16 protein-coding genes are annotated in these 18,183 nt (G+C 68.1%); 7 read left to right on the top strand and 9 right to left on the bottom strand.

Annotated elements, in window-relative coordinates; translation table 11 throughout:
• Positions 1-228: 228 nt before the first annotated feature.
• Genes BM004_RS38580 through BM004_RS38570 form a run of 3 tightly spaced genes read right to left on the bottom strand, consistent with a single transcriptional unit; the run spans position 229 to position 4,413 of the window.
• Entirely contained in the window at positions 229-2,112 is a 1,884-nt protein-coding gene (locus BM004_RS38580) for a pYEATS domain-containing protein (RefSeq protein ID WP_093221905.1), read from the bottom strand.
• Complete coding sequence (locus BM004_RS38575; RefSeq protein WP_093221902.1) at positions 2,109-3,272, bottom strand: caspase family protein; 1,164 nt, start codon at positions 3,270-3,272, stop codon at positions 2,109-2,111. Before BM004_RS38575 ends, BM004_RS38580 begins: the two co-directional genes overlap by 4 nt.
• Before the next feature lie 10 nt (positions 3,273-3,282).
• A complete protein-coding gene (locus tag BM004_RS38570) occupies positions 3,283-4,413 on the bottom strand; it encodes a hypothetical protein (RefSeq protein WP_143072658.1) in 1,131 nt (376 codons plus the stop codon).
• 434 nt (positions 4,414-4,847) lie between these two features.
• On the opposite strand from BM004_RS38570, the gene BM004_RS38565 reads away from it, so the two are divergent.
• Positions 4,848-5,783, top strand: coding sequence for a LysR family transcriptional regulator (locus tag BM004_RS38565; RefSeq protein ID WP_093131342.1), 936 nt, complete (start codon positions 4,848-4,850; stop codon positions 5,781-5,783).
• Here BM004_RS38565 and BM004_RS38560 read toward each other — a convergent pair.
• The 5 genes from BM004_RS38560 to BM004_RS38540 all read right to left on the bottom strand — a co-directional run bounded on the left by BM004_RS38560 (position 5,773) and on the right by BM004_RS38540 (position 10,282).
• Positions 5,773-6,609, bottom strand: a complete 837-nt coding sequence (locus tag BM004_RS38560) for an anti-sigma factor family protein (RefSeq protein ID WP_093221897.1) — start codon at positions 6,607-6,609, stop codon at positions 5,773-5,775. The two genes, BM004_RS38565 and BM004_RS38560, sit on opposite strands and share 11 nt — an antisense overlap.
• Complete coding sequence (locus BM004_RS38555; protein WP_093221895.1) at positions 6,606-7,169, bottom strand: sigma-70 family RNA polymerase sigma factor; 564 nt, start codon at positions 7,167-7,169, stop codon at positions 6,606-6,608. Before BM004_RS38555 ends, BM004_RS38560 begins: the two co-directional genes overlap by 4 nt.
• A 40-nt stretch (positions 7,170-7,209) precedes the next feature.
• On the bottom strand, positions 7,210-8,688 hold the full coding sequence (locus BM004_RS38550; protein WP_093221893.1) for a YncE family protein: 1,479 nt from the start codon (positions 8,686-8,688) through the stop codon (positions 7,210-7,212).
• Positions 8,689-8,749: 61 nt separating this feature from the next.
• Positions 8,750-9,214, bottom strand: coding sequence for a DUF305 domain-containing protein (locus tag BM004_RS38545; RefSeq protein ID WP_371271228.1), 465 nt, complete (start codon positions 9,212-9,214; stop codon positions 8,750-8,752).
• Between the two features lie 141 nt (positions 9,215-9,355).
• The gene (locus BM004_RS38540; RefSeq protein ID WP_093131334.1) at positions 9,356-10,282 is read right to left on the bottom strand and encodes a LysR family transcriptional regulator; all 927 of its coding nucleotides are present in this window, start codon (positions 10,280-10,282) and stop codon (positions 9,356-9,358) included.
• 140 nt (positions 10,283-10,422) lie between these two features.
• On the opposite strand from BM004_RS38540, the gene BM004_RS38535 reads away from it, so the two are divergent.
• The 6 genes from BM004_RS38535 (at position 10,423) to BM004_RS38510 (ending at position 17,527) form a co-directional block, all read left to right on the top strand.
• The gene (locus BM004_RS38535; protein WP_093131332.1) at positions 10,423-11,412 is read left to right on the top strand and encodes a Bug family tripartite tricarboxylate transporter substrate binding protein; all 990 of its coding nucleotides are present in this window, start codon (positions 10,423-10,425) and stop codon (positions 11,410-11,412) included.
• A 20-nt stretch (positions 11,413-11,432) separates the two neighbouring features.
• Positions 11,433-12,497, top strand: coding sequence for an amidohydrolase family protein (locus tag BM004_RS38530; protein ID WP_093221891.1), 1,065 nt, complete (start codon positions 11,433-11,435; stop codon positions 12,495-12,497).
• Positions 12,494-13,405, top strand: a complete 912-nt coding sequence (locus BM004_RS38525; protein ID WP_093221888.1) for a VOC family protein — start codon at positions 12,494-12,496, stop codon at positions 13,403-13,405. Before BM004_RS38530 ends, BM004_RS38525 begins: the two co-directional genes overlap by 4 nt.
• Before the next feature lie 33 nt (positions 13,406-13,438).
• Entirely contained in the window at positions 13,439-14,308 is an 870-nt protein-coding gene (locus tag BM004_RS38520; RefSeq protein ID WP_093221885.1) for a fumarylacetoacetate hydrolase family protein, read from the top strand.
• Entirely contained in the window at positions 14,305-15,864 is a 1,560-nt protein-coding gene (locus BM004_RS38515) for a bifunctional 3-(3-hydroxy-phenyl)propionate/3-hydroxycinnamic acid hydroxylase (RefSeq protein ID WP_093221884.1), read from the top strand. The genes BM004_RS38520 and BM004_RS38515 overlap by 4 nt, the downstream gene beginning before the upstream one ends.
• A gap of 160 nt (positions 15,865-16,024) precedes the next feature.
• Positions 16,025-17,527, top strand: a complete 1,503-nt coding sequence (locus tag BM004_RS38510) for a GGDEF domain-containing protein (RefSeq protein ID WP_371271226.1) — start codon at positions 16,025-16,027, stop codon at positions 17,525-17,527.
• A gap of 58 nt (positions 17,528-17,585) precedes the next feature.
• Here the strand turns inward: BM004_RS38510 and BM004_RS38505 are convergent, their stop codons facing one another.
• Entirely contained in the window at positions 17,586-18,107 is a 522-nt protein-coding gene (locus BM004_RS38505; RefSeq protein ID WP_093131321.1) for an Lrp/AsnC family transcriptional regulator, read from the bottom strand.
• Between the last annotated feature and the right edge of the window lie 76 nt (positions 18,108-18,183).

Below are 18,183 nucleotides of genomic sequence, written 5' to 3'. Positions count from 1 at the left end.
TCCAGCACGCGGACTCTCGATCGACAGCAGGGAGTCGACCGCAAGGTGGGCCGGGGAAACACCGCAAGCCGCTGGCCCCGTTCGCGGAACTGCGTCCGGCCCTGGCGACCGCGCCCATTGCCGCGACGGCGACGTCGAAGCCCGCCATCGACAACGCAACTTCCGACAAGCCGCCGAAGCCACCTGCTGTCCGAAGCTCTCGCCCTGTACAGCCCGGCGGTTCTTCAGCTACCGGAGCCTGATGATTCTTGGGGCTCCTTCGATCTTGGCCAGGTCGAGTTCAAGTTCGACACCTGCCTTGGGCAGCCACACGCCCACCGTGAATCCTCCCCATGCCTCGATGCTCATTCGCGCCCGGCCTGCACGAAACGTCGCCTTCAGAACCGCAGGCGAGAACGTGGGATGAAGAATGAACCACGCGACGTCGGCGAGCGCGGTTTGCTCCAGCCGCTCGGCCTCCACCGTGAGGTTGATCGTGACCCGATCACGGCGTTTCGTCGACGCGAAGTCCGCCGTCAGGTGAAATCCCCCGCGACTTGCAGCGCCACCAAACCGGCCTCTGTTCGGATCGGCCGGAGGCCCCGGAGCCCGGCCGAGGGCCGGCATGCGAGAAAGTTCGTCCCAGGCCAGCGCATCTTCCGGATGCCCCGGAACTTCGGAGGCAAGAGGACCTTCTGAAAGCAGGTGTTGAAGAGCGCCTGGAGTTCCTCCGATGAACGCGACCTGGCCCGCGCTTACCTGTCCTTCGAATATGACCAAGGTGTCTCTCGGACGCAGTCTGCCGGACGAGGATCGATTGGGCGTCAGAATCTTGTGCGCCTTCAAGGCCGCTTGATCGCGCGCAAGCCATGTGAACATCGATCCCGCGCCGCGTTGAAGCGGGAGCTCGCGCCGCCAGCGCCCGTAGATTTGTTCGAATCGCTTCACGCAGACCGGATCGACAAAAGGCCTGTTGGTTCTGAGGTATTCAACGATGCCGGAAGCCATCTCTGCGAAGAGCTGGTTGGTGAAGCGGTAGTAAGGTGATCCCGCGACTTGAGCCCTGGCGAGAAATGCAACCGCCTCGGCGACCGCTTCATTCTGGCCTTCCGATGAAGTACCTCGTCCCGCGTTGAGCGCCTGGCTGGCCCGGATGACATGCGTGTCAAAGGCCCAGCCTGCCCGCTCCACGAGCAGGTCGGCCCATGCCCGATCGATTGGCTGAAATATCTCCGGAAAGCGGATCGCGAGAAGGCCCACGAGAATGGCAGCCCAGGGGTCGGCGTGAGGGGACAGCAGGGAGTCCGGATCATCCTTGTCGAGTACGTCGTCGCGAACCGCGGTCACTTCGGCTGAGGTTCCGGCATCCAGCGCCCGTACGAGCGCCCGCAACCTGGGATCGATCGGCACGATGCCGAACTCAAGATCTGACGGAGCGAAAGGCGGAGCCGTTACCGTGATCCTCGTCCCACCGCGATACAGAGGGAGAAGGCATCTTTCGATCCGCACCTTTTCGATGGCGGCCGAAAGCCTCACCCGATGGCCAGCCCAGTGATCGCGCTTCGGGTCGGCAGGGATCTCGATCTCCACCCGGCCGGAGAACAGCTCGATCCTTGGCTGGCCGCAAAACTTGTCGAATGTCTCCCGGCCGCTTTTCTCTTCCGACAGGCCGATGGTGATGCGCCGCTGCTCCTTCGAAATGGGAACCGCCTGCGACTGTCGGAAATCCGAAATGCTCTCGCGTGCGAAGCGAGAGTACGTGGCAGTCCGATGCGCAGCTTGATCCAGGTTTTCTCCGGCATCCGCATTCGCCAGATACGGAGCTTCCGCAACGTTTTTCTGGCTGTCTGTGTCGTAGAAACTCGTGTTGCTTCCCGACGAAGACAGTGCTGAAAAAGGTGGCAGAACCACATTGTTGGCCCGGCCCTCGTGAATCTCGAAAACCACGGACTGAGGAGAGACTCCGGCGGGACCGATCTCGGCCGAGTAGAAGCCCGGTTTCAGATCGTCCTGCTGGAACATGCGGTTGTCAGGGGTCGCGACCCATTCGGCAATTGTCTGACCGTTGCCCTGGATCTGGACACGCCCAACGGAAAGGTCGTTTGGCGCTTCGAAGTACAGGCTTGTTGTCATGGCACTGACACCCACTGGTCGAACAAGGGTTCTTTCGGCTGGAAAAGCAATGGGTAGTGGTTCTGCCCTTGCACCGCGACCGCGTAGAGAGCATCAAGGCCCGGAGGTACGGTTGTGTTCCACGCGCTCGCGTGACCCGCATCCCTGTTCTGCAGCCATGGCGGTGTCGGGTCGTTCTTCTTGCTGATGATGAAGTTGTAGTGCGACATGCGCTCGGGCGGGTCCGTCATGATGACGAGCGGCAATTCGAACTTGTCTGGAAAAACGATCGGAATCGGGTCCGTTTGAGTGACGGATTGATAGGGCTCGAAGGGCTGGTTCTCGCCCCAGTGGCTGAAGAAGACGCGGCGCAGGGATTTGAGATCGCCAAGCAGATCGCGACTGCTGACACCCCATCTGTTCTTGGACCATCGCGCGGAGGAGCCGCTCAGCCCCTTGATCAGCGCCTGCGTGAAGCGCCCGAACATGAGGTCGCTGCCTCCTTTGTCGGCGCCCTCGTAAGCCAGTTGCCCCTCGGGAGCGGCGCATAGCAACGACACCTGGTTGCGGGATATCTCGAACAGGTTCGGCATAGCGAAGAACCGGCAGTCCTGCGCCTTTCCAAGTTCGAACTCAGGCACGAATTGACCGCATGCATCGGAAAACAGGAAGGCGGCCGAGATGGACTGGTTCTTTTGCAACGAATGCGCGAGCATGCCCAAATTGATGTGCGTCCAGACATTCGTCAGGTTCTGATTCAGATCCTCGAGAAACAACGTAGGTTGCTGCAAATGCGATGCGCCATGGCCGCAACAATAGAAAAGCGCCACGTTGCCGGGCTCCGCGACAACACGATTGAACCATTGGAGTCCCCTCGCCGCGACGTTGGCCTCGGTGGCTGCGTCGACTGGCCCCCTTGCCCACGGGTAGCGGTGGTTGGGAGTGATGGGGTCCGATATCAGCACGTCCAGAGTGCCAAGCGGGGCGCAAAGCCGGTCCTGGTTGTCGAGCAGCCAGTTGCACATCAGTTTCGCGCTGTCCGCCGCACTGGGAAGATCGGGCACCCTGCGAAGGTTGTCCTGTACGCCCATGCCTGTCTTTGCATGCGGATACTTGCCCACCCCAATGACAAAAGCGTGGGTCTTCGGGCCCTGAACGGGGCGATCAAGCAGCATCGTCATTGGCGCGGCTTCAAAGAACCCCGAAATCCTGAAGCCGCTTGCGCGCGCGTGCGTAGAACTGCGGGCGTTGGAAGTATTTCGTATGCGCCTGCGTGATTCCCGCTACAGAATTGAATTCGAGGTCGACTGCATTCTCGTAAATCATGTCCGTTCGAAAAGCGAGAGGGTCGATCGGGTCGAAAACATTGAGCCAGTGCCCAACGCAGTCAGGCTTGCGGCGCGCCGACCCGAGCGGCAAGTTTTGCTCGAGGAGATCGAGGGCGGCGAAGAACCCCGGTTGTGACCCGACAGTCAGAAGGGCATCGACGCTGAATCCGTCCGGGAGATTCGCCGAACCGGGATTTGTCAGCATGTCGACAAGAATGACACCCCCCATGCTGTGCCCGACCACCACGAAGGGACCGTTCTGCGCCTTCGTCTTCTCATGGGCCTGGATGAGGGCCTTGCAGATCTCGCTTCTGATTTTCTCGCGGTGCTCGCCTTTCTTCAGGTAGACGAAGACGTCGCTCATGAAGAGACCAATCGCCGGGCTGAGTCTTCCTCTTACGGCGTCGAAACCAAGCGTGGAAGCCGCGTTGCGCACCCGGTCCGTGACAGCCGAGACGGCATCTCCAATCAGACTTCCGAACCCGTATGCTTTGGCCGTCTCCACGGTCAGTTGATCGGCGATCGTTTGAGGACTTGCATCGCCTGCGAATGCCGTTGCGGCACTGTCTGAGGCGATGAGTTCGAACGCTCGACGGAATGCGTCGAGTTCTTCGGGGTTGAGGTGCCGATTCTCACGGTCGGCCCGATCGACAATCTCCGAGCAAATGGCATCAAGGGCCGCCACCGGATCCTGTTTGCCAACGGCACCGATGGAAACATCGGACGCAGCCGCGGCTTGACCATCCCCCATCAGGCCGCCGCCAAAAGCTGGAGGAGCGCCTACATTGATGGAAAAGGTCGCGACTCCTCCGTTGGTGTCGAAAACCCCACCCGGAATCGCCGGCACGAACTGGCCCCACATCGGCGAGTGGATCGTGGCATCGTGTCCGGCAAACAGAAGCTCTTGAAAAAGCTTGTCGCGATTCTTGACTGCCGTCTGATATTCCGGTGTGTCGCGAGTAGCGACACCATGAACAAAAACCAGTTGTGCCATCTGCAGCTCCCTCAGTGTGGATTGGGATCCGTGCGCTCGGATCGATGCTTCAAACTTCTTCCGTCGTATCTGTGATCTCGGCGGCAGCAAGCGTCTTGAAGCACTTCAGTTGGTGCAACACCGCTCGCCTTCTTCTCGCGCCTCCGGAGCTTGCAGGATGCATGCACAAGCCGCAATCCCTCGAACGTGGGAGTACTTTCAGCCACTGGAGGCGCATCGCGATGAGTGATTCCCCCAATTACCTTGACGATCGCGGCGATCGCTTCTGCGATGGGGAGATGAAGGGGTGCCCGAGGGTTCGATCGGCGCAGCACCGATTCCATGGCATGCCAAGCGCCCAGTCCTTCACAGGCCAGGTGCTCGGCTGCCGCGCCGCCCTGCCCCGGGCCCACGAACACCGCAGGCGCGCACCGCACTTGCGCTAGCCTCGCGCCATGAATCTGCGCCAGATCGAAGTCTTCCGGGCCGTCATGACCACCGGCTCCACCACCCATGCCGCGCGCCTGCTGCACGTGTCGCAGCCCGGCATCAGCCGGCTGCTGCGGCATTTCGAGCTGCAGCTGGGCGTGGCGCTGTTCGAGCGGCGCAACGGCCGGCTGGTGGCCACGCCCGAGGCGCACACGCTCTACGCGGAAGTGGAGAAGGTCTACCTCGGCGTGCACCACCTGCAGGACGTGGCGGCGCACCTGCGCTTCGGCGACCACGCCACCTTGCGCGTGCTGGCCAGCGCCAACACCGGCCTGCAGCTGGTGCCGCGCACCACCGCGCGGCTGCTGGAGCGCTTCGCCCAGTCGAAGGTGTTCTTCGAGACATTGCCCACGCGCGAGATCGTCAAGCTGCTGGTGGCCGAGGAGGCCGACGTGGCCATCACCAGCGCGCCGCTGGACCACCCCGCGCTCGACGTGCGCGAGATCGGCCGGTGGACCTTGCTGTGCGCGCTGCCGCAGGCGCATGCGCTGCTGCAGACCCGGCCTTTCGACCTGGCCGCCGCGTTGCGCCAGCGGCTGGTGGTCTACAGCCCCGAGGCGCCGCAGACCCGGCTGATCGACCAATGGCTCGAACAGCAGGGCATCGCGCGCCAGGTGGGCGCCGAGGTGCGATCGGGCTACGCCGCCTGCGCCATGGCCGCGGCGGGCGCGGGCATCGCGTTCGTCGACGACCTCTCGGCGCGCGCGCACCGGCAAGAGGGCCTGGCCTTCGTCGAGGTGCCGGGCGCGCCGCAGTTCCCCATCTACAGCGTGAGCAACGTCAACCGGCCGCTGTCGCAGCTGGGGCAGGGGTTCCTGGCGCTGGCCGAGGAGGAACTGGCCGCGTTGCAGGCCACGGGGCTCGGCACCGCACGCGGGCCTGGCCAGCCAGTTAGCTCTTGACCTTGACCTTGAGGTCCGCGCCGATCTGGCGGCGCATCTCGTCCGCCAGCGGGTGCAGCGCGTCCGCCTCGTTCGCGCCGACCACGCCGTAGCCCAGCCCCTGGTCGGCCCATGCATAGCCGGCGCGCGGGCCGTCGATCTTCCGCATCACGGGTGTGTCCTGGTCGACCGCCATTGGGCGCACCATCAGCGCCAGCCGCGTGCCGCCGGCATCGTCGTACATGAAAAGTCCGGCCGGGCCGTGCTCGGTCATCACCAGCCGCCCGCCCATGAAGCTGTAGCCCGAGGGCGTGAGATCGGGAATGGCCACCTTGCGGCCCAGGCGTGAAGAAACCCAGCTGACCAGCTCCGCGCGCTGCGACGGCCCCATCTCCACGGGCCGCGCGGTGTCCGATGCATAGACGTCGTAGCTGCGCGCCGCTTCGCGGCCCAGCGCGAAGATGCCCGCGTCGCCGCTGCCCGGCGCGCCGCGCACCGACCATCCCGCGCCGGCGCCCACGCCGAGCGAGAGCACCACCGCCGCGGCCATGCCCCAGGGCCAGCGGCGATGCGGCGCGCGCCGTTCGTCCTGTTCATGCCGTTCATGCTCGGCCACCATGCGCGCAAGGTTCAACCCGGGCGGCAGCGGCTCGTCGGCAATCGGCGCCAGCGCGGCGCGCAGTTCCTGCCGGTGCAGCGCGTGGGCCTCGACCTCGCGCGCGGCTTCGGGGTGTTCCAGCAGGTAGTCCCGCACCTCGCGGCGGCGCTGCGCATCGAGCGCCTCGTCGACGTAGGCATGCAGGTCCTCTTCGAGGATGGGACGTCCGTCAGGAGGATCGCCGTTCATTTCAGTCTCCGCAGGTGAGGGTGTGCCGAGGGTCCGGTCGTCGGTGGGCCGGCCGCGGGCATCGCGTCGACGCCGTCGAGCATGCGATGCAGCCGCTGGCGCGCGCGGGCCAGGCGCGACATCACGGTGCCCACCGGAATGTCGAGCGCCGTGGCGGCCTGCGCATAGGACAGGTCTTCGACCGCGACCAGCAGCAGCACCGCGCGCTGGTCCTCGGGCAGGCCGTCGAGCGCGCGCATCAGCTCGTGGTGCCGCACGCGGTGCTCCTGCGGCGCGGGCGTGCTGAACGCGGCCTCTTCGGCCTCGTCGATCTGGTCCATCGCCAGGTGCAGGCCGCGGCGCGACTGCTGGCGCATGCGCTGCACGGCCAGGTTGTGCAGGATCGCGAAGACCCACGAGCGCGTGTCTTGCGCATCGCGGCGCTGCGCCCAGCGCGCGATCACGCGCTCCAGGCAGTCCTGCACCAGCTCGTCGGCCAGGTCGCGGTCCCGCAGCAAGGCGCGCGCATAGCGCCGCAATGCGGGGATCATCGGCTCGACGAGCAGGATCAGGTCGCTCATGGACGCACGGTGCCGTCAATCGCGCGAAAGCGCAATGCCCTCAAAGGGCCTGCACCTGCACCGGCGCCGCCGGCTTGCCGCCCGCCTGCGGCGCGATCACCAGGTAGCGCCGCGCTTCGCCCGCGGCGCCGTCCTTCACCTGCTGGCGGATCGGCCCGATCGCGTTCACGATCGCGGCGCCCGCCGGGTTGGTCGTGAAGTTCGCCAGCGGCTGCAGCGCGCCGCTGCCGTCGGGCTTGTCCGCCAGCGCCAGCACATAGGGCTGCCTGGGTTCCAGCCCGGTCGCGGAGGCCTGCAGCACCTGCAGCAGGCCCTGGTCGAACAGCGAGACGCTGGTGGGCGCATTGGTCGTGGCGGCTTCCTTGCGCGCCGCCACCGGCACCAGCGTGAGGTGCGCGACCTGGCCGGCCAGCCCCGGCGGCTGCAGGCCCTGCGTGCCGTCGCCCGCATCGGCCGGCACCGCGTTGGGCACATAGGCGATGGCCTGCGGCGCCTGGCCGACCGGCACGTTCGCCACCACGGTGTTCGTCGCGGTGTCGATGGCGGCCAGCGCGTCGGCGTTCTCCAGCCCCACGTACACACGCTTGCCGTCGCCCGAGGGCCAGATGCCGTGCGGCAGCTTGCCCACGGGAATGGTCGCAACCTGCGAGAAGTCGTCGGTGCGGAACACCTTGACGACGTTGAGGCCACCGATGGTGACGTAGGCGAAGCTGCCCCTGGCGGTGGCCGCAAAGTTGACGTGGTTGGTGATCGGTCCCGTGTCGAACGACTTGATCACCGCGAACGGCGGCTTCGCGTCGAACACCATCGTGCGGCCGATGTCCTTGAGCGTCATCCACACCTGCTTGCCGTCGGGCGTGGCGGCGATGTTGGGGCAGAAGGGGCTGTCCTGCTTCACCCGGCCGACGATCTGCTTACTGGCCGTGTCGATCACCACCGTCTCGGGGTTGAACGACGAGCACACGTAGCCGTACCTGCCGTCGGGCGAGAAGATCTGCATGCCCGGCCCGTTGGGCGTGGTGATGCGGGTCTTTTCCTCGAAGGTGGCCGCGTCGAGCACCGACACGTAGTTTTCGCCGCGCACCGTGACCCACACCTCCTTGCCGTCGGGCGTGAAGAAGGCCTCGTGCGGCGAGCGGCCCACGTAGGTGGTGTGCTTCACCGCGTTGGTAGCCGTGTCGATGAAGCTCACCGAGTTCGAGCCGATCGACACGATGGCCAGCGTGCGGTGGTCCGGCGAGAAGCCCATGCCGTGCACCAGCACCTGGCCGCGGTACAGCGGGCTGAAGTTGCCGGGCGCGGGGTCGCCCAGGCGGATCACGCCCAGCAGCCTGTTGTCGACGGGGTCGGTGACCGACACGGTGTTGGAGAACTGCTCCGCCGTGTACACGCGGTCGCGGTGGCTCATGGGAATGTCGGCATCGGCCGCCGCGAGCGGCGCCTGGCCGGCCTGGGCGCAGGCGGCAATGGCGGCCAGCGCGGTGGCGGTGAGCCAGCGGGAGAGGGTGTGCTGTTTCATGTTGTGTGGTGTCTTGCGTCGAGGGGATACGGTGGGGGTACGGTGGGGATGCCGCGGGTCTTCAGAGGCGCCCGGTCTGCGTGGGCGCGGGCACGGAGGGCGGCAGCGGCTGGCCGAGCGCCAGGCGCATCGCGGCGATCTCCTGCTGCTGCTCCACGATGATTTCCTGCGCGATGCGCCGCAGCTGTTCGTTGGCGCCGTGGCGCAGCTCGGCCTGCGCCATGTCGATGGCGCCCTGGTGGTGCGCGATCATCATTTCGGCAAAGTCGCGGTCCACGCTGCCCGACGGCTTGATGCTCATGCCGGCCATCATCCGGGCCATGGCCGCATCGTTCTCGGCGGCAAAGCCCGCCAGCGCGGGGTCGCCGGAGGTGCAGACGTCCATGAAACGCGAGATGGCATTCGCCGCCGCGGACTCGGGCGGCGCGTGCATCGCGGCGAAGGCGGCCGCCGCGCAGGCGAATGCCGCGGCGCCCAGGGCCAGTGCGCCGGGGCGCAGCAGCCGGCGTGGAAACTTCATCTGCATCGGGTGTCCTCGTCGGGTCGGCTCAACGGGGTTGTTGGTGGGCCGTTGCAGACGTAGACGCCGCAGGGGGCGGCTTATTCCGGTGCGATGAAAATTTTTTCGATGAGGCCTGCGGCTCCATCGAAAGCGCCCGGAAGGCGCCTACAGCGGCATCTCCGCGTTGGCGTCCCGCCGGTTCACCTCGTAGAACACCTTGCGCAGCCAGCGGTTGGCCGGGTCGCTGTGCAGCCGGCGGTGCCAGTACTGCTGCACCTGGATCTGCGGCGGGCGAAACGGCAGCTCGATCTTCTTCAGCGGCACATGCCGCCCCACCACGGTGGCGATGTCGTCGGGCACGGTCGCGATCAGGTCGCTGCCAGGCAGCAGCGCCAGCAGGCTCATGAAGTGCGACAGCTCCATGGTCACGTGCCGCTGCCAGCCCTTGGCCTCGATCAGGCGGTCGATGTGGTGCTCGCGCCCGTCGGGGCGCACCACCACGTGGCGCGCCGACAGGTACTGCTTGAGCGTCATGCGCGGCCCGGCGGCGCTGTTGCGCGCGCAGGCGATGCATGCGTACGACGTCTTGAACAGCGCCTGCTGGAAGTAGCCGGCCTTGTGCAGGTCGGGGAAGAAGCCCACGGCCAGGTCGGCCTCGCCCGCCTCCAGCGCCTGCGCCGCCGCGAGCCGGGGCTTGGCCAGCGCGCGCAGCGTGACGTGCGGCGCCTCCTGGCGCAGCCGCCGCAGCACGCCCGGCAGGAAGGCCACCTCGCCGATGTCGGGCGTGAGGATGGTGAAGCCGCGCCCGGTATGGGCCGGCTCGAAACCGGCGGGCTGCAGGATGTCCGACTGGATCATCTGCACCACGCGCTGCACGGCAGGCGCGAGTTCCTGCGCGCGCGGCGTGGGTTCCATCTGCGCGCCCGCGCGCACGAACAGCGGGTCGTCGAACACGGCGCGCAGCCGCGCCAGCGCGGCGCTGGTGGCGGGCTGGCTCAGGCCCACGGCCTCGGCGGTGCGGTTCACGCTGCGGTGCCGCGCCATCGCTTCGAAGATCACGAGCAGGTTCAGGTCGATCGATCGAATATCCATGGCGTGGATTCTATGTATCCGTCTTATCTACTTACCGGATTCGGTCCGCGCTCCTACGATCGCCGCTGACCGCTGCAACAAGGCGCGTCGCACGACTTTCTTGAGGGCGGTCCACGCCCCGCCAGACCGGAGACAAAGACATGAAACGCAGAGACTTCGCCCGCGCGGCTTCGCTGTTGCCGCTGCTGCCCATGCTGCCGATGGCCACCCGCGCCCTGGCGCAGGGCGGCGCATGGCCGCAACGCCCCGTCAAGTTCATCCTGTCGCAGCCGGCCGCCTCGGGCCCCGACATCCTGGCGCGCTTCATCGGCGACCAGCTCGCCAAGAAGTGGAACCAGCCGCTGATCGTGGACAACCGCCCCGGCGGGCAGAACGTGATCGGCGCGCTGGCCGCCGCGCGCGCGCCGGCCGACGGCTACACCTTCTATTACGCGACCACCGCCGCGATGGTCACCAACGTCTTCACCTTCAAGCAGCTGCCCTACGACCCCGCGAAAGACTTCGTGCCGGTGCGCCTGGTCGGGCGCAGCCCCTTCATGCTCGCGGCCGGCGCGAACTTTCCGGGCAAGGACCTGGGCGAGGTGCTGGCCCGCGCGAAGGCGCAGCCGGGCCAGGTCTCCATTGCCACCGAAGGGCCCAAGACCTTCTCGGGCATGCTGGCAGACAGCGTCGCCCACATGGCCGGCGTGAAGCTCAACCACGTGCCCTACACCAAGGCCACCGACGCCATGCAGGACGTGATCGGCGGGCGGGTCGACCTGGTGTGCCTGCCCGACGCGGCGCTCACCGCCTACCTGAAGGGCGGGCAGGTGGTGCCGCTGGCGGTGAGCACGGCCAGGCGTTCGTCCGAAATGCCGAACGTGCCCGCGCTGTCGGAGCGTTTCCCCGGTTTCGAATACACCGGCTGGAACGGCCTGTTCGCACCCGCCGGCACGCCGGCGGACGTGGTCTCGCGTTTCAACGCCGACCTGGAATCGGTGCTGCGCCAGCCCGAGGTGGTGCAGCGCCTGCTCACGCTGGGCTCGCTGGCCGAGCCGCGCATGTCGGTGCCGGAGTTCGAGGCCTTCATGCGCGCGGAGCGCGAGCGCTGGGGCAAGGTGGTGCAGGCGCTCGGCATCGTGGCGGAATAGGGCGCAAGGCGCAGAGCACGATGGCATCGCTCATGTCCTGCACCTGCGGCATCGACGTGCACGCGCACGTCGTTCCGGAGAATTTTCCCGCCTACATCGGCCGCACCATGCCGGCCGACTGGCCGTCGATGGCGCCCGCGCAACCCTGCCACCGCCACGTGATGATCTCGGGCAAGGTGTACCGCACCGTGTCCGACAGGTGCTGGGACACGGCCCGCCGCCTCGAAGACCTGCCCGGCATGGGGCTCGCGCTGCAGGTGGTCTCGCCCATGCCCGAGCTGCTGTCGTACTGGATGGCGCCGGCCGGCGCGCAGCAGCTGCTGCGCTACCTCAACGACCAGATCGCCGCCATGGCCGCGCAGAGCGGCGGGCGCATCGCGGGGCTGGGCGCCGTGCCGCTGCAGGACGTCGACCTGGCCATCCGCGAGCTCGAGTACGCGGTGAAGACGCTGGGCTTCGCGGGCGTGGAGGTGGGCAGCAACATCAACGGCGTGCCCATCGGCGCGCCGGCCTTCGACCCGTTCTTCGAGGCCTGCGAGGCGCTGGGCGCCGCGATGTTCGTGCATGCGATCCGGCCGGCCGGCATGGAGCGGCTGGTGGGGCCGGCGCCGCTGCAGCAGGTGCTGGGCTACCCGGGCGACGTGGGCCTGGCCGCGGCCTCTGTCATCACCACCAACCTGCTGGTGCGCCGGCCCGGGCTGCGCATCGCCTTCAGCCACGGCGGCGGCACGCTGGCTTCGTTGCTGCCGCGGCTGCAGCAAGGCTGGGGCGTGTTCCCGGCGCTGCGCGACGGCATCCACGAATCGCCGCAGGCCCAGGCGCAGCGGCTGTTCTACGACACGCTGGTGTTCGACACGCCCATGCTGCGCCACCTGGTCGCCACCTTCGGCGGCACGCAGCTGCTCATCGGCACCGACCACCCCTTCAACTTCCATGACCGCACGCCGGTCGAGCGCATCGAGGCCGCGGGCTTCGACGCCGACACCACGGCGCAGCTGGTCCACCGCAATGCCGAGCGCTTCCTCGGCCTGCAGCCGACACAGACAGCAAGGACGGAACAAGCGATGAAAGGCCCCACCCCATGAGCTCTCCCTGGATCGCGGGCCTGCGCAGCGTGGCCCTGAACATGCCCGATCTCGCGCAGGCCGAACGCTTCTACACGCAGGTCTGGAACCTCGACGTGGCCGACCGCCGCGACGGCGCCGTCTACCTGCGCGGCAGCGGCAGCGACGCCTACCTGCTCGCGCTGCACCAGGGCGGGCCGGTGCCGCAGATCCGGCACGTGAGCCTGCGCGCGCGCAGTGCGCAGGCGCTTGCGGCGGTGGCCGAGGCGGCGGTTGCAGCCGGTGCCGCCTTGATGTCGCCGATCGCGCCGATCGCGCCGTTGACCGAAGATCCCGCAGGCGGCCAGGGCTTCACGCTCAAGGACCCGCACGGCCGCGTCTTCCAGGTGGTGCATGGCGACCTTCGACGCGCCGAAGCCGCCGAGGTGAAAGACCGCCCGCTGCGCCTCACGCACGTGGTGCTCAACAGCCACGCGGTCGACGAGACGCAGGCCTTCCTGGGCCGCGCCTTCGGCTTCACGCTGGCCGACCGCACCGTGGCCATCGCCTTCATGAACTGCAACCACGACCACCACACGCTGGCGGTGGGCATCAGCGACAACGACGCGCTCAACCACATCGCCTTCCTGATGCCCGACTGCGAATCGGTCATGCGTGGCGGCGGCCGCATGAAGGACGCGGGCTTTCCGATCCAGTGGGGCCCCGGACGCCATGGGCCGGGCAACAACCTCTTCAACTACTTCATCGACCCGTTCGGCGTGGTCATCGAGTACACGGCCGAGGTCGAGCAGGTCGACGCGCACTACCAGCCGCGCGGCCCCGAAGACTGGAAGTGGCCGCCCGGGCGCGTCGACCAATGGGGCATCTCGCCCCCGCCGGGCCCCGGCCTCAAGGAGGCGCAGCGCCGCGTGCTGTTCGCGCCCGATTGATCCCCCACCGATTTCCCTGAAAGAAGCACCCTCATGAAATTCACCACCTACCTGCGCGACGGCGCACCGCGCCTGGCCGTCGTCGACGGCAACGACCTGATCGACCTGAACGACGCCCAGCCGAAGGTGCCCGCCGACCTGCGCGCCGCGCTCAAGGCCGGCACTGATTTGCACGCCGCCGCGCGCGCGGCGCTCGGCGACAGCGCCGCCAGGCGCGTCGCCCTGGCCGGCGTGCCGCTCGCACCGCTCGTTCCCGAACCCGGCAAGACCGTGTGCCTGGGCCTGAACTACTTCGACCACGCCAAGGAAGGCGGGCGCGAGAAGCCCGACTACCCGTGGTTCTTCTTTCGCGGCGCCTCCTCGCTGATCGCGCATGGCGACGACGGCGTTGTGCCCTCGGTCTCCGCCAGGTTCGACTACGAGGCCGAGCTGGCCGTGGTCATCGGGCGCAAGGTGCCGCGCCACACCCGGGAGGCCGATGCGCTGGCCTACGTGTTCGGCTACAGCTGTTTCAACGACATGAGCGTGCGCGACTACCAGAAGCGCACGCCGCAATGGACCATCGGCAAGAACTTCGACGGCACCGGCGCCTTCGGCCCGCTGCTGGTGACGGCCGACGAACTGCCGCCGGGCGCGGCGGGCCTGAAGATCCAGGGCCGCCTGAACGGCCAGGTGATGCAGGACGCGAACACCAGCGACATGATCTTCAACGTGGCCGAGACCATCGCGCTGCTGGCCGACGTGCTCACGCTGGAGCCGGGCGACGTGATCGTCATGGGCACGCCCGCCGGCGTGGGCCAGGCGCGCACGCCGCCGGTGTGGATGAAGGCCGGCGACACCTACGAGGTGGAGATCGAGCGCATCGGCACGCTGGCCAACGCGATCGTGAACGAGGCGCGATGAGCGGGCCGGTCTACGACGTCGCGATCGTCGGCTACGGCCCCGCGGGCCAGGTCGCCGCGGCGCTGCTGGGGCAGCAGGGCCTGAGCGTGCACGTGAGCGAACGGCTGCACGACGTGCACCAGATTCCGCGCGCCATTGCGCTCGACCACGAGATCATGCGGGTGTTCCAGCAGCTCGGCGTGGCGGAAGCCGTCGCGCCCTTCTGTGAGCCCTTCACGCCGTCGGAATACTTCGGCGTGGACGGCCAGCTGGTGCGGCGCATGACCATGGTGGCGCCGCCGTACCCGCAAGGCCATGTGCCCTCGATGGTGTTCACGCAGCCGCCGGTGGAGCGCGCGCTGCGCGCGCGCGTGGCGCAGTTGGCGAACGTGACGGTGGAGCTCGGCGCCGAGCTGCGCGGCGTGGCGCAGGACGCGCAGGGTGTCTCGCTGGACATCACCGGCGCCGGCGGCGCCGCGCAGCAGGTGCGCGCGCGTTATGCCATCGCCTGCGACGGCGGCTCCAGCACCGTGCGCACGCAACTGGGCATGCCGCTGGAAGACCTCGACTTCGACGAGCCCTGGCTGGTGGTCGACGTGCGCGTGAACGAGCGCGGCCTGGCCAAGCTGCCCCAGGTGAGCGTGCAGTACTGCGAACCCGAGCGGCCCTGCACGATGGTGATCGGGCCCGGCAACCACCGGCGCTGGGAAATCTCGCTCAACCCCGGCGAAGACCCGGTGGCGGCGGCCACGCCCGAGCGCACCTGGGCGCTGCTCTCGCGCTGGCTCGCGCCGGAAGACGGCGAGCTGTGGCGCCAGTCGAGCTACCGCTTCCATGCGCTGGTGGCCACCGACTGGCGCAAGGGGCGCGTGTTCCTTGCGGGCGACGCGGCCCACATGCAGCCGCCGTTCCTGGGCCAGGGCATGTGCCAGGGCGTGCGCGACGTGGCCAACCTGTCGTGGAAGCTGGGCGCCGCGCTGCGCGGCGACGTGGTCGGGCCGGCCGCGCAGGCGCTGCTGGACAGCTACGGCGCCGAGCGCAAGGCGCATGTGCGCGAACTCACGAGCCGCATCAAGGGCGTGGGCGCGGTGATCTGCGAGCGCGACCCGGTGAAGGCCCGCGCGCGCGACGCCCGGCTGCTGGCCGAGGCCGGCGGGCAGGTGAAGGACACGCCGCGCCAGGACATCCTGCCGGGGCTCACGGCGGGGCTGCTGTCGCGGCAGGCGCATGCGGCGCGCGGCAGTCTCTTTCCGCAGCCCTGGCTCGAGGCGGACGGCGGGCGCCGCCGCATGGACGACGTGGCCGGCCACGGCTGGCGGCTGGTGCTGGCCGAGGGGGCCCGCTTGTCCGATGGTCTTGACGGCGGCCTGCTGCCCGGCCTGCGCACCGTCGACCTGGGCGCCCGGCGCGAGGCCGACGGCGTGGCCGCGAACTGGTTCGCGCGCCATGCCTGCACGCATGCGCTGGTGCGGCCCGACAACTATGTCTACGGGGTGGCGGGGTCGCCCGAAGACGCAATGGTGCTCGCGCGCGAAGCCGCCGCCGCGCTGGGCCTGCTGGCGGACCAGCCGGCGTAGCCCTGCGGCCCGTCGTCCCGCTGCCTCGCCGGTCGGATAGAGTCCGGGGCTGGTCTGCGCGGCGATGCGCAGCGCGAGGTCGGCGCGGCATGGGGCCGTGCGGCGCGGGATGGGTGTCTCAGGGAAGCATGAAAGCAAGTTCGTTCGAGGGGTCGCCCCAGTGAAGCGCGACGTTCGCCTTGCCACGTTCTTGCTGTGGGCGGTCGTGATCTCGGTGTCGGCCGCCACCGCGTGGCAGGTCTGGTCGGCGCGCAAACGCACGCTGGCCGAGATCGACACCAACAACCTCAACCTGGCAAAAGCGCTGAACACCTATGCCGAGGGCATCTTCTCGCAGAGCGCCATGCTGCTGCTGGGGGTGTCCGAACGGCTGGAGACCGAGGGCGCCGGCCCGCAGAACCTGCGGCGCGTGCAGTTGCTGGTCGGGCGCCAGGAGCAGCTGCTGAACCAGCTCGACGGCCTGTGCATCATCGACGCCCGCGGCGATTGGGTGATGCAGTCCACCGCGGACCTGCTGGCGGTGGCCGGCAGCGCCGAGCGCGCCGCCTACTTCGTTCACCATCGCGACAACCCGTCGCGGGAGGTCTTCATCGGATCGCCGGTGCGAAGCCCGTCCGCCGGTGCGTGGGTGATCACGGTCAGCCGGCGCATGGAAGACCGCAGCGGCAAGTTTGCCGGCGTGGTCGTCGCGGCGCTGGGCATCGAGAACTTCCTGCGCCCGTTCGGCGCGATCGACATCGGCAGCAGCGGCGCCATCAGCCTGGCCACCACCGGCGGGCAGCTGCTGGTGCGCTACCCCTACCGAGAGCAGGACGTGGGCCGCGACTTCTCCAGGTCGCCCAACTTCCTGCGCCACTACGCCGACACGGCGTCGGGCACGGCGTCGTTTCGCTCCACGCTCGACGGCATGCAGCGGCTCTACGCCTTTCGCAAGAGCGATCACTATCCGGTGGTGACCACCGTGGCGCTCGGCAGGGACGACGCGCTGCTGGCATGGCGGCACCAGGCGCTGCTGACACTGGGCGTGGTGGCGGCCCTGCTGGCGGCCATGGCGGCCGGGGGCCGGCGGCTGGTCGTGAACATCAAGCGCCGCATCAGCGCCGAGGCTTCGTTGCTGGCCGCGCGCGAGGATCTTCTGAAGGCCAACCGGCGGCTCGAGCTGCTTGCGGCCGAAGACCAGCTCACCGGACTGGCCAACCGCCGCAGCTTCGACGAGGCGCTGACGCTGGAATGCCGCCGCGCCGCGCGCGAGGGCACGGCCGTTTCCCTGCTGCTGTTCGACCTGGACTACTTCAAGCGCTTCAACGACACCTACGGGCACGTGGCCGGCGACCAGTGCCTGAAGGCGGTTTCAGCGGTACTGAGCAACGGCGTCAAACGCCCGGGCGACCTGGTGGCGCGCTATGGCGGCGAGGAACTGGCCGTGATCCTGCCCAACACCGACCTGCAGGGCGCCCGCAGCGTTGCCGATCTGCTGCTCGAGCGCATCCGCGCTCTGAACATCCCGCACCGCGCCAGCCCCCATGGGCGCGTCACCTCCACCGTCGGCGCCGCGAGCCTGCAAGGCGCACGGGCGCAGGAAGGGGAACGGCAACTGGTGGAAGCGGCCGACCTTGCGCTCTACAAGGCCAAGGAGAGCGGGCGCGATCGCGCGATGACCTGACCCGCGCGCCGCGGGGCGCGGAGCGGGTGTTGGGGAACGGGCAGCGGCCCGTGCCTGGTCAGCCCCGCCGCGGGCTGGCCACGCCCGCCTTCGCCGCCAGCAGGTGCCCCAGCGGCAGCGCGGTTTCCGACTTGATCTCGCGCAGCACGATGCTCGAGCGCACGTGCGTCACGCCCGGCAGGCTGAACAGCACCTCGTGCAGAAAGCGCTCGTAGTGCTTCATGTCGGGCACGGTCACGTTCAGGATGTAGTCGGCCGGTCCGGTGGCCGACACGCAGCGGATGATCTGCGGGCTCGCGGCCACCGCCTGCTCGAAGCGCTGCACCATCTCCTCGCTGTGCCGGTCGAGGTTCACCTCGGCCACGGCCGACACGTGCAGGCCCACCAGCTCGGGGTCGACCAGGGTGGTGTAGCCGCGGATCACGCCGGCGGCTTCCATGTCCTTGATGCGTTTCCAGCAGGGCGTGGGCGAGAGCCCCACGGCCTCGGAAATCTGTTGCACCGTCTGGCGGCCGTCGTGCTGCAGCGCAGAAAGAATCTTGAGGCAATGCTCGTCAAGAGAAACAGAACCAACATTCATCGCGGTTTCCGAGAGGATTATTCTTCAAACAAGGGTCTGCGCCAGTGTATTGAAGAAACACTTCCTCGGGGTGGGG

It is taken from the genome of Variovorax sp. OK212 (assembly GCF_900112425.1).
Lineage (GTDB): Bacteria > Pseudomonadota > Gammaproteobacteria > Burkholderiales > Burkholderiaceae_C > Variovorax.
This window is presented reverse-complemented; position numbering and strand designations above follow the sequence as displayed.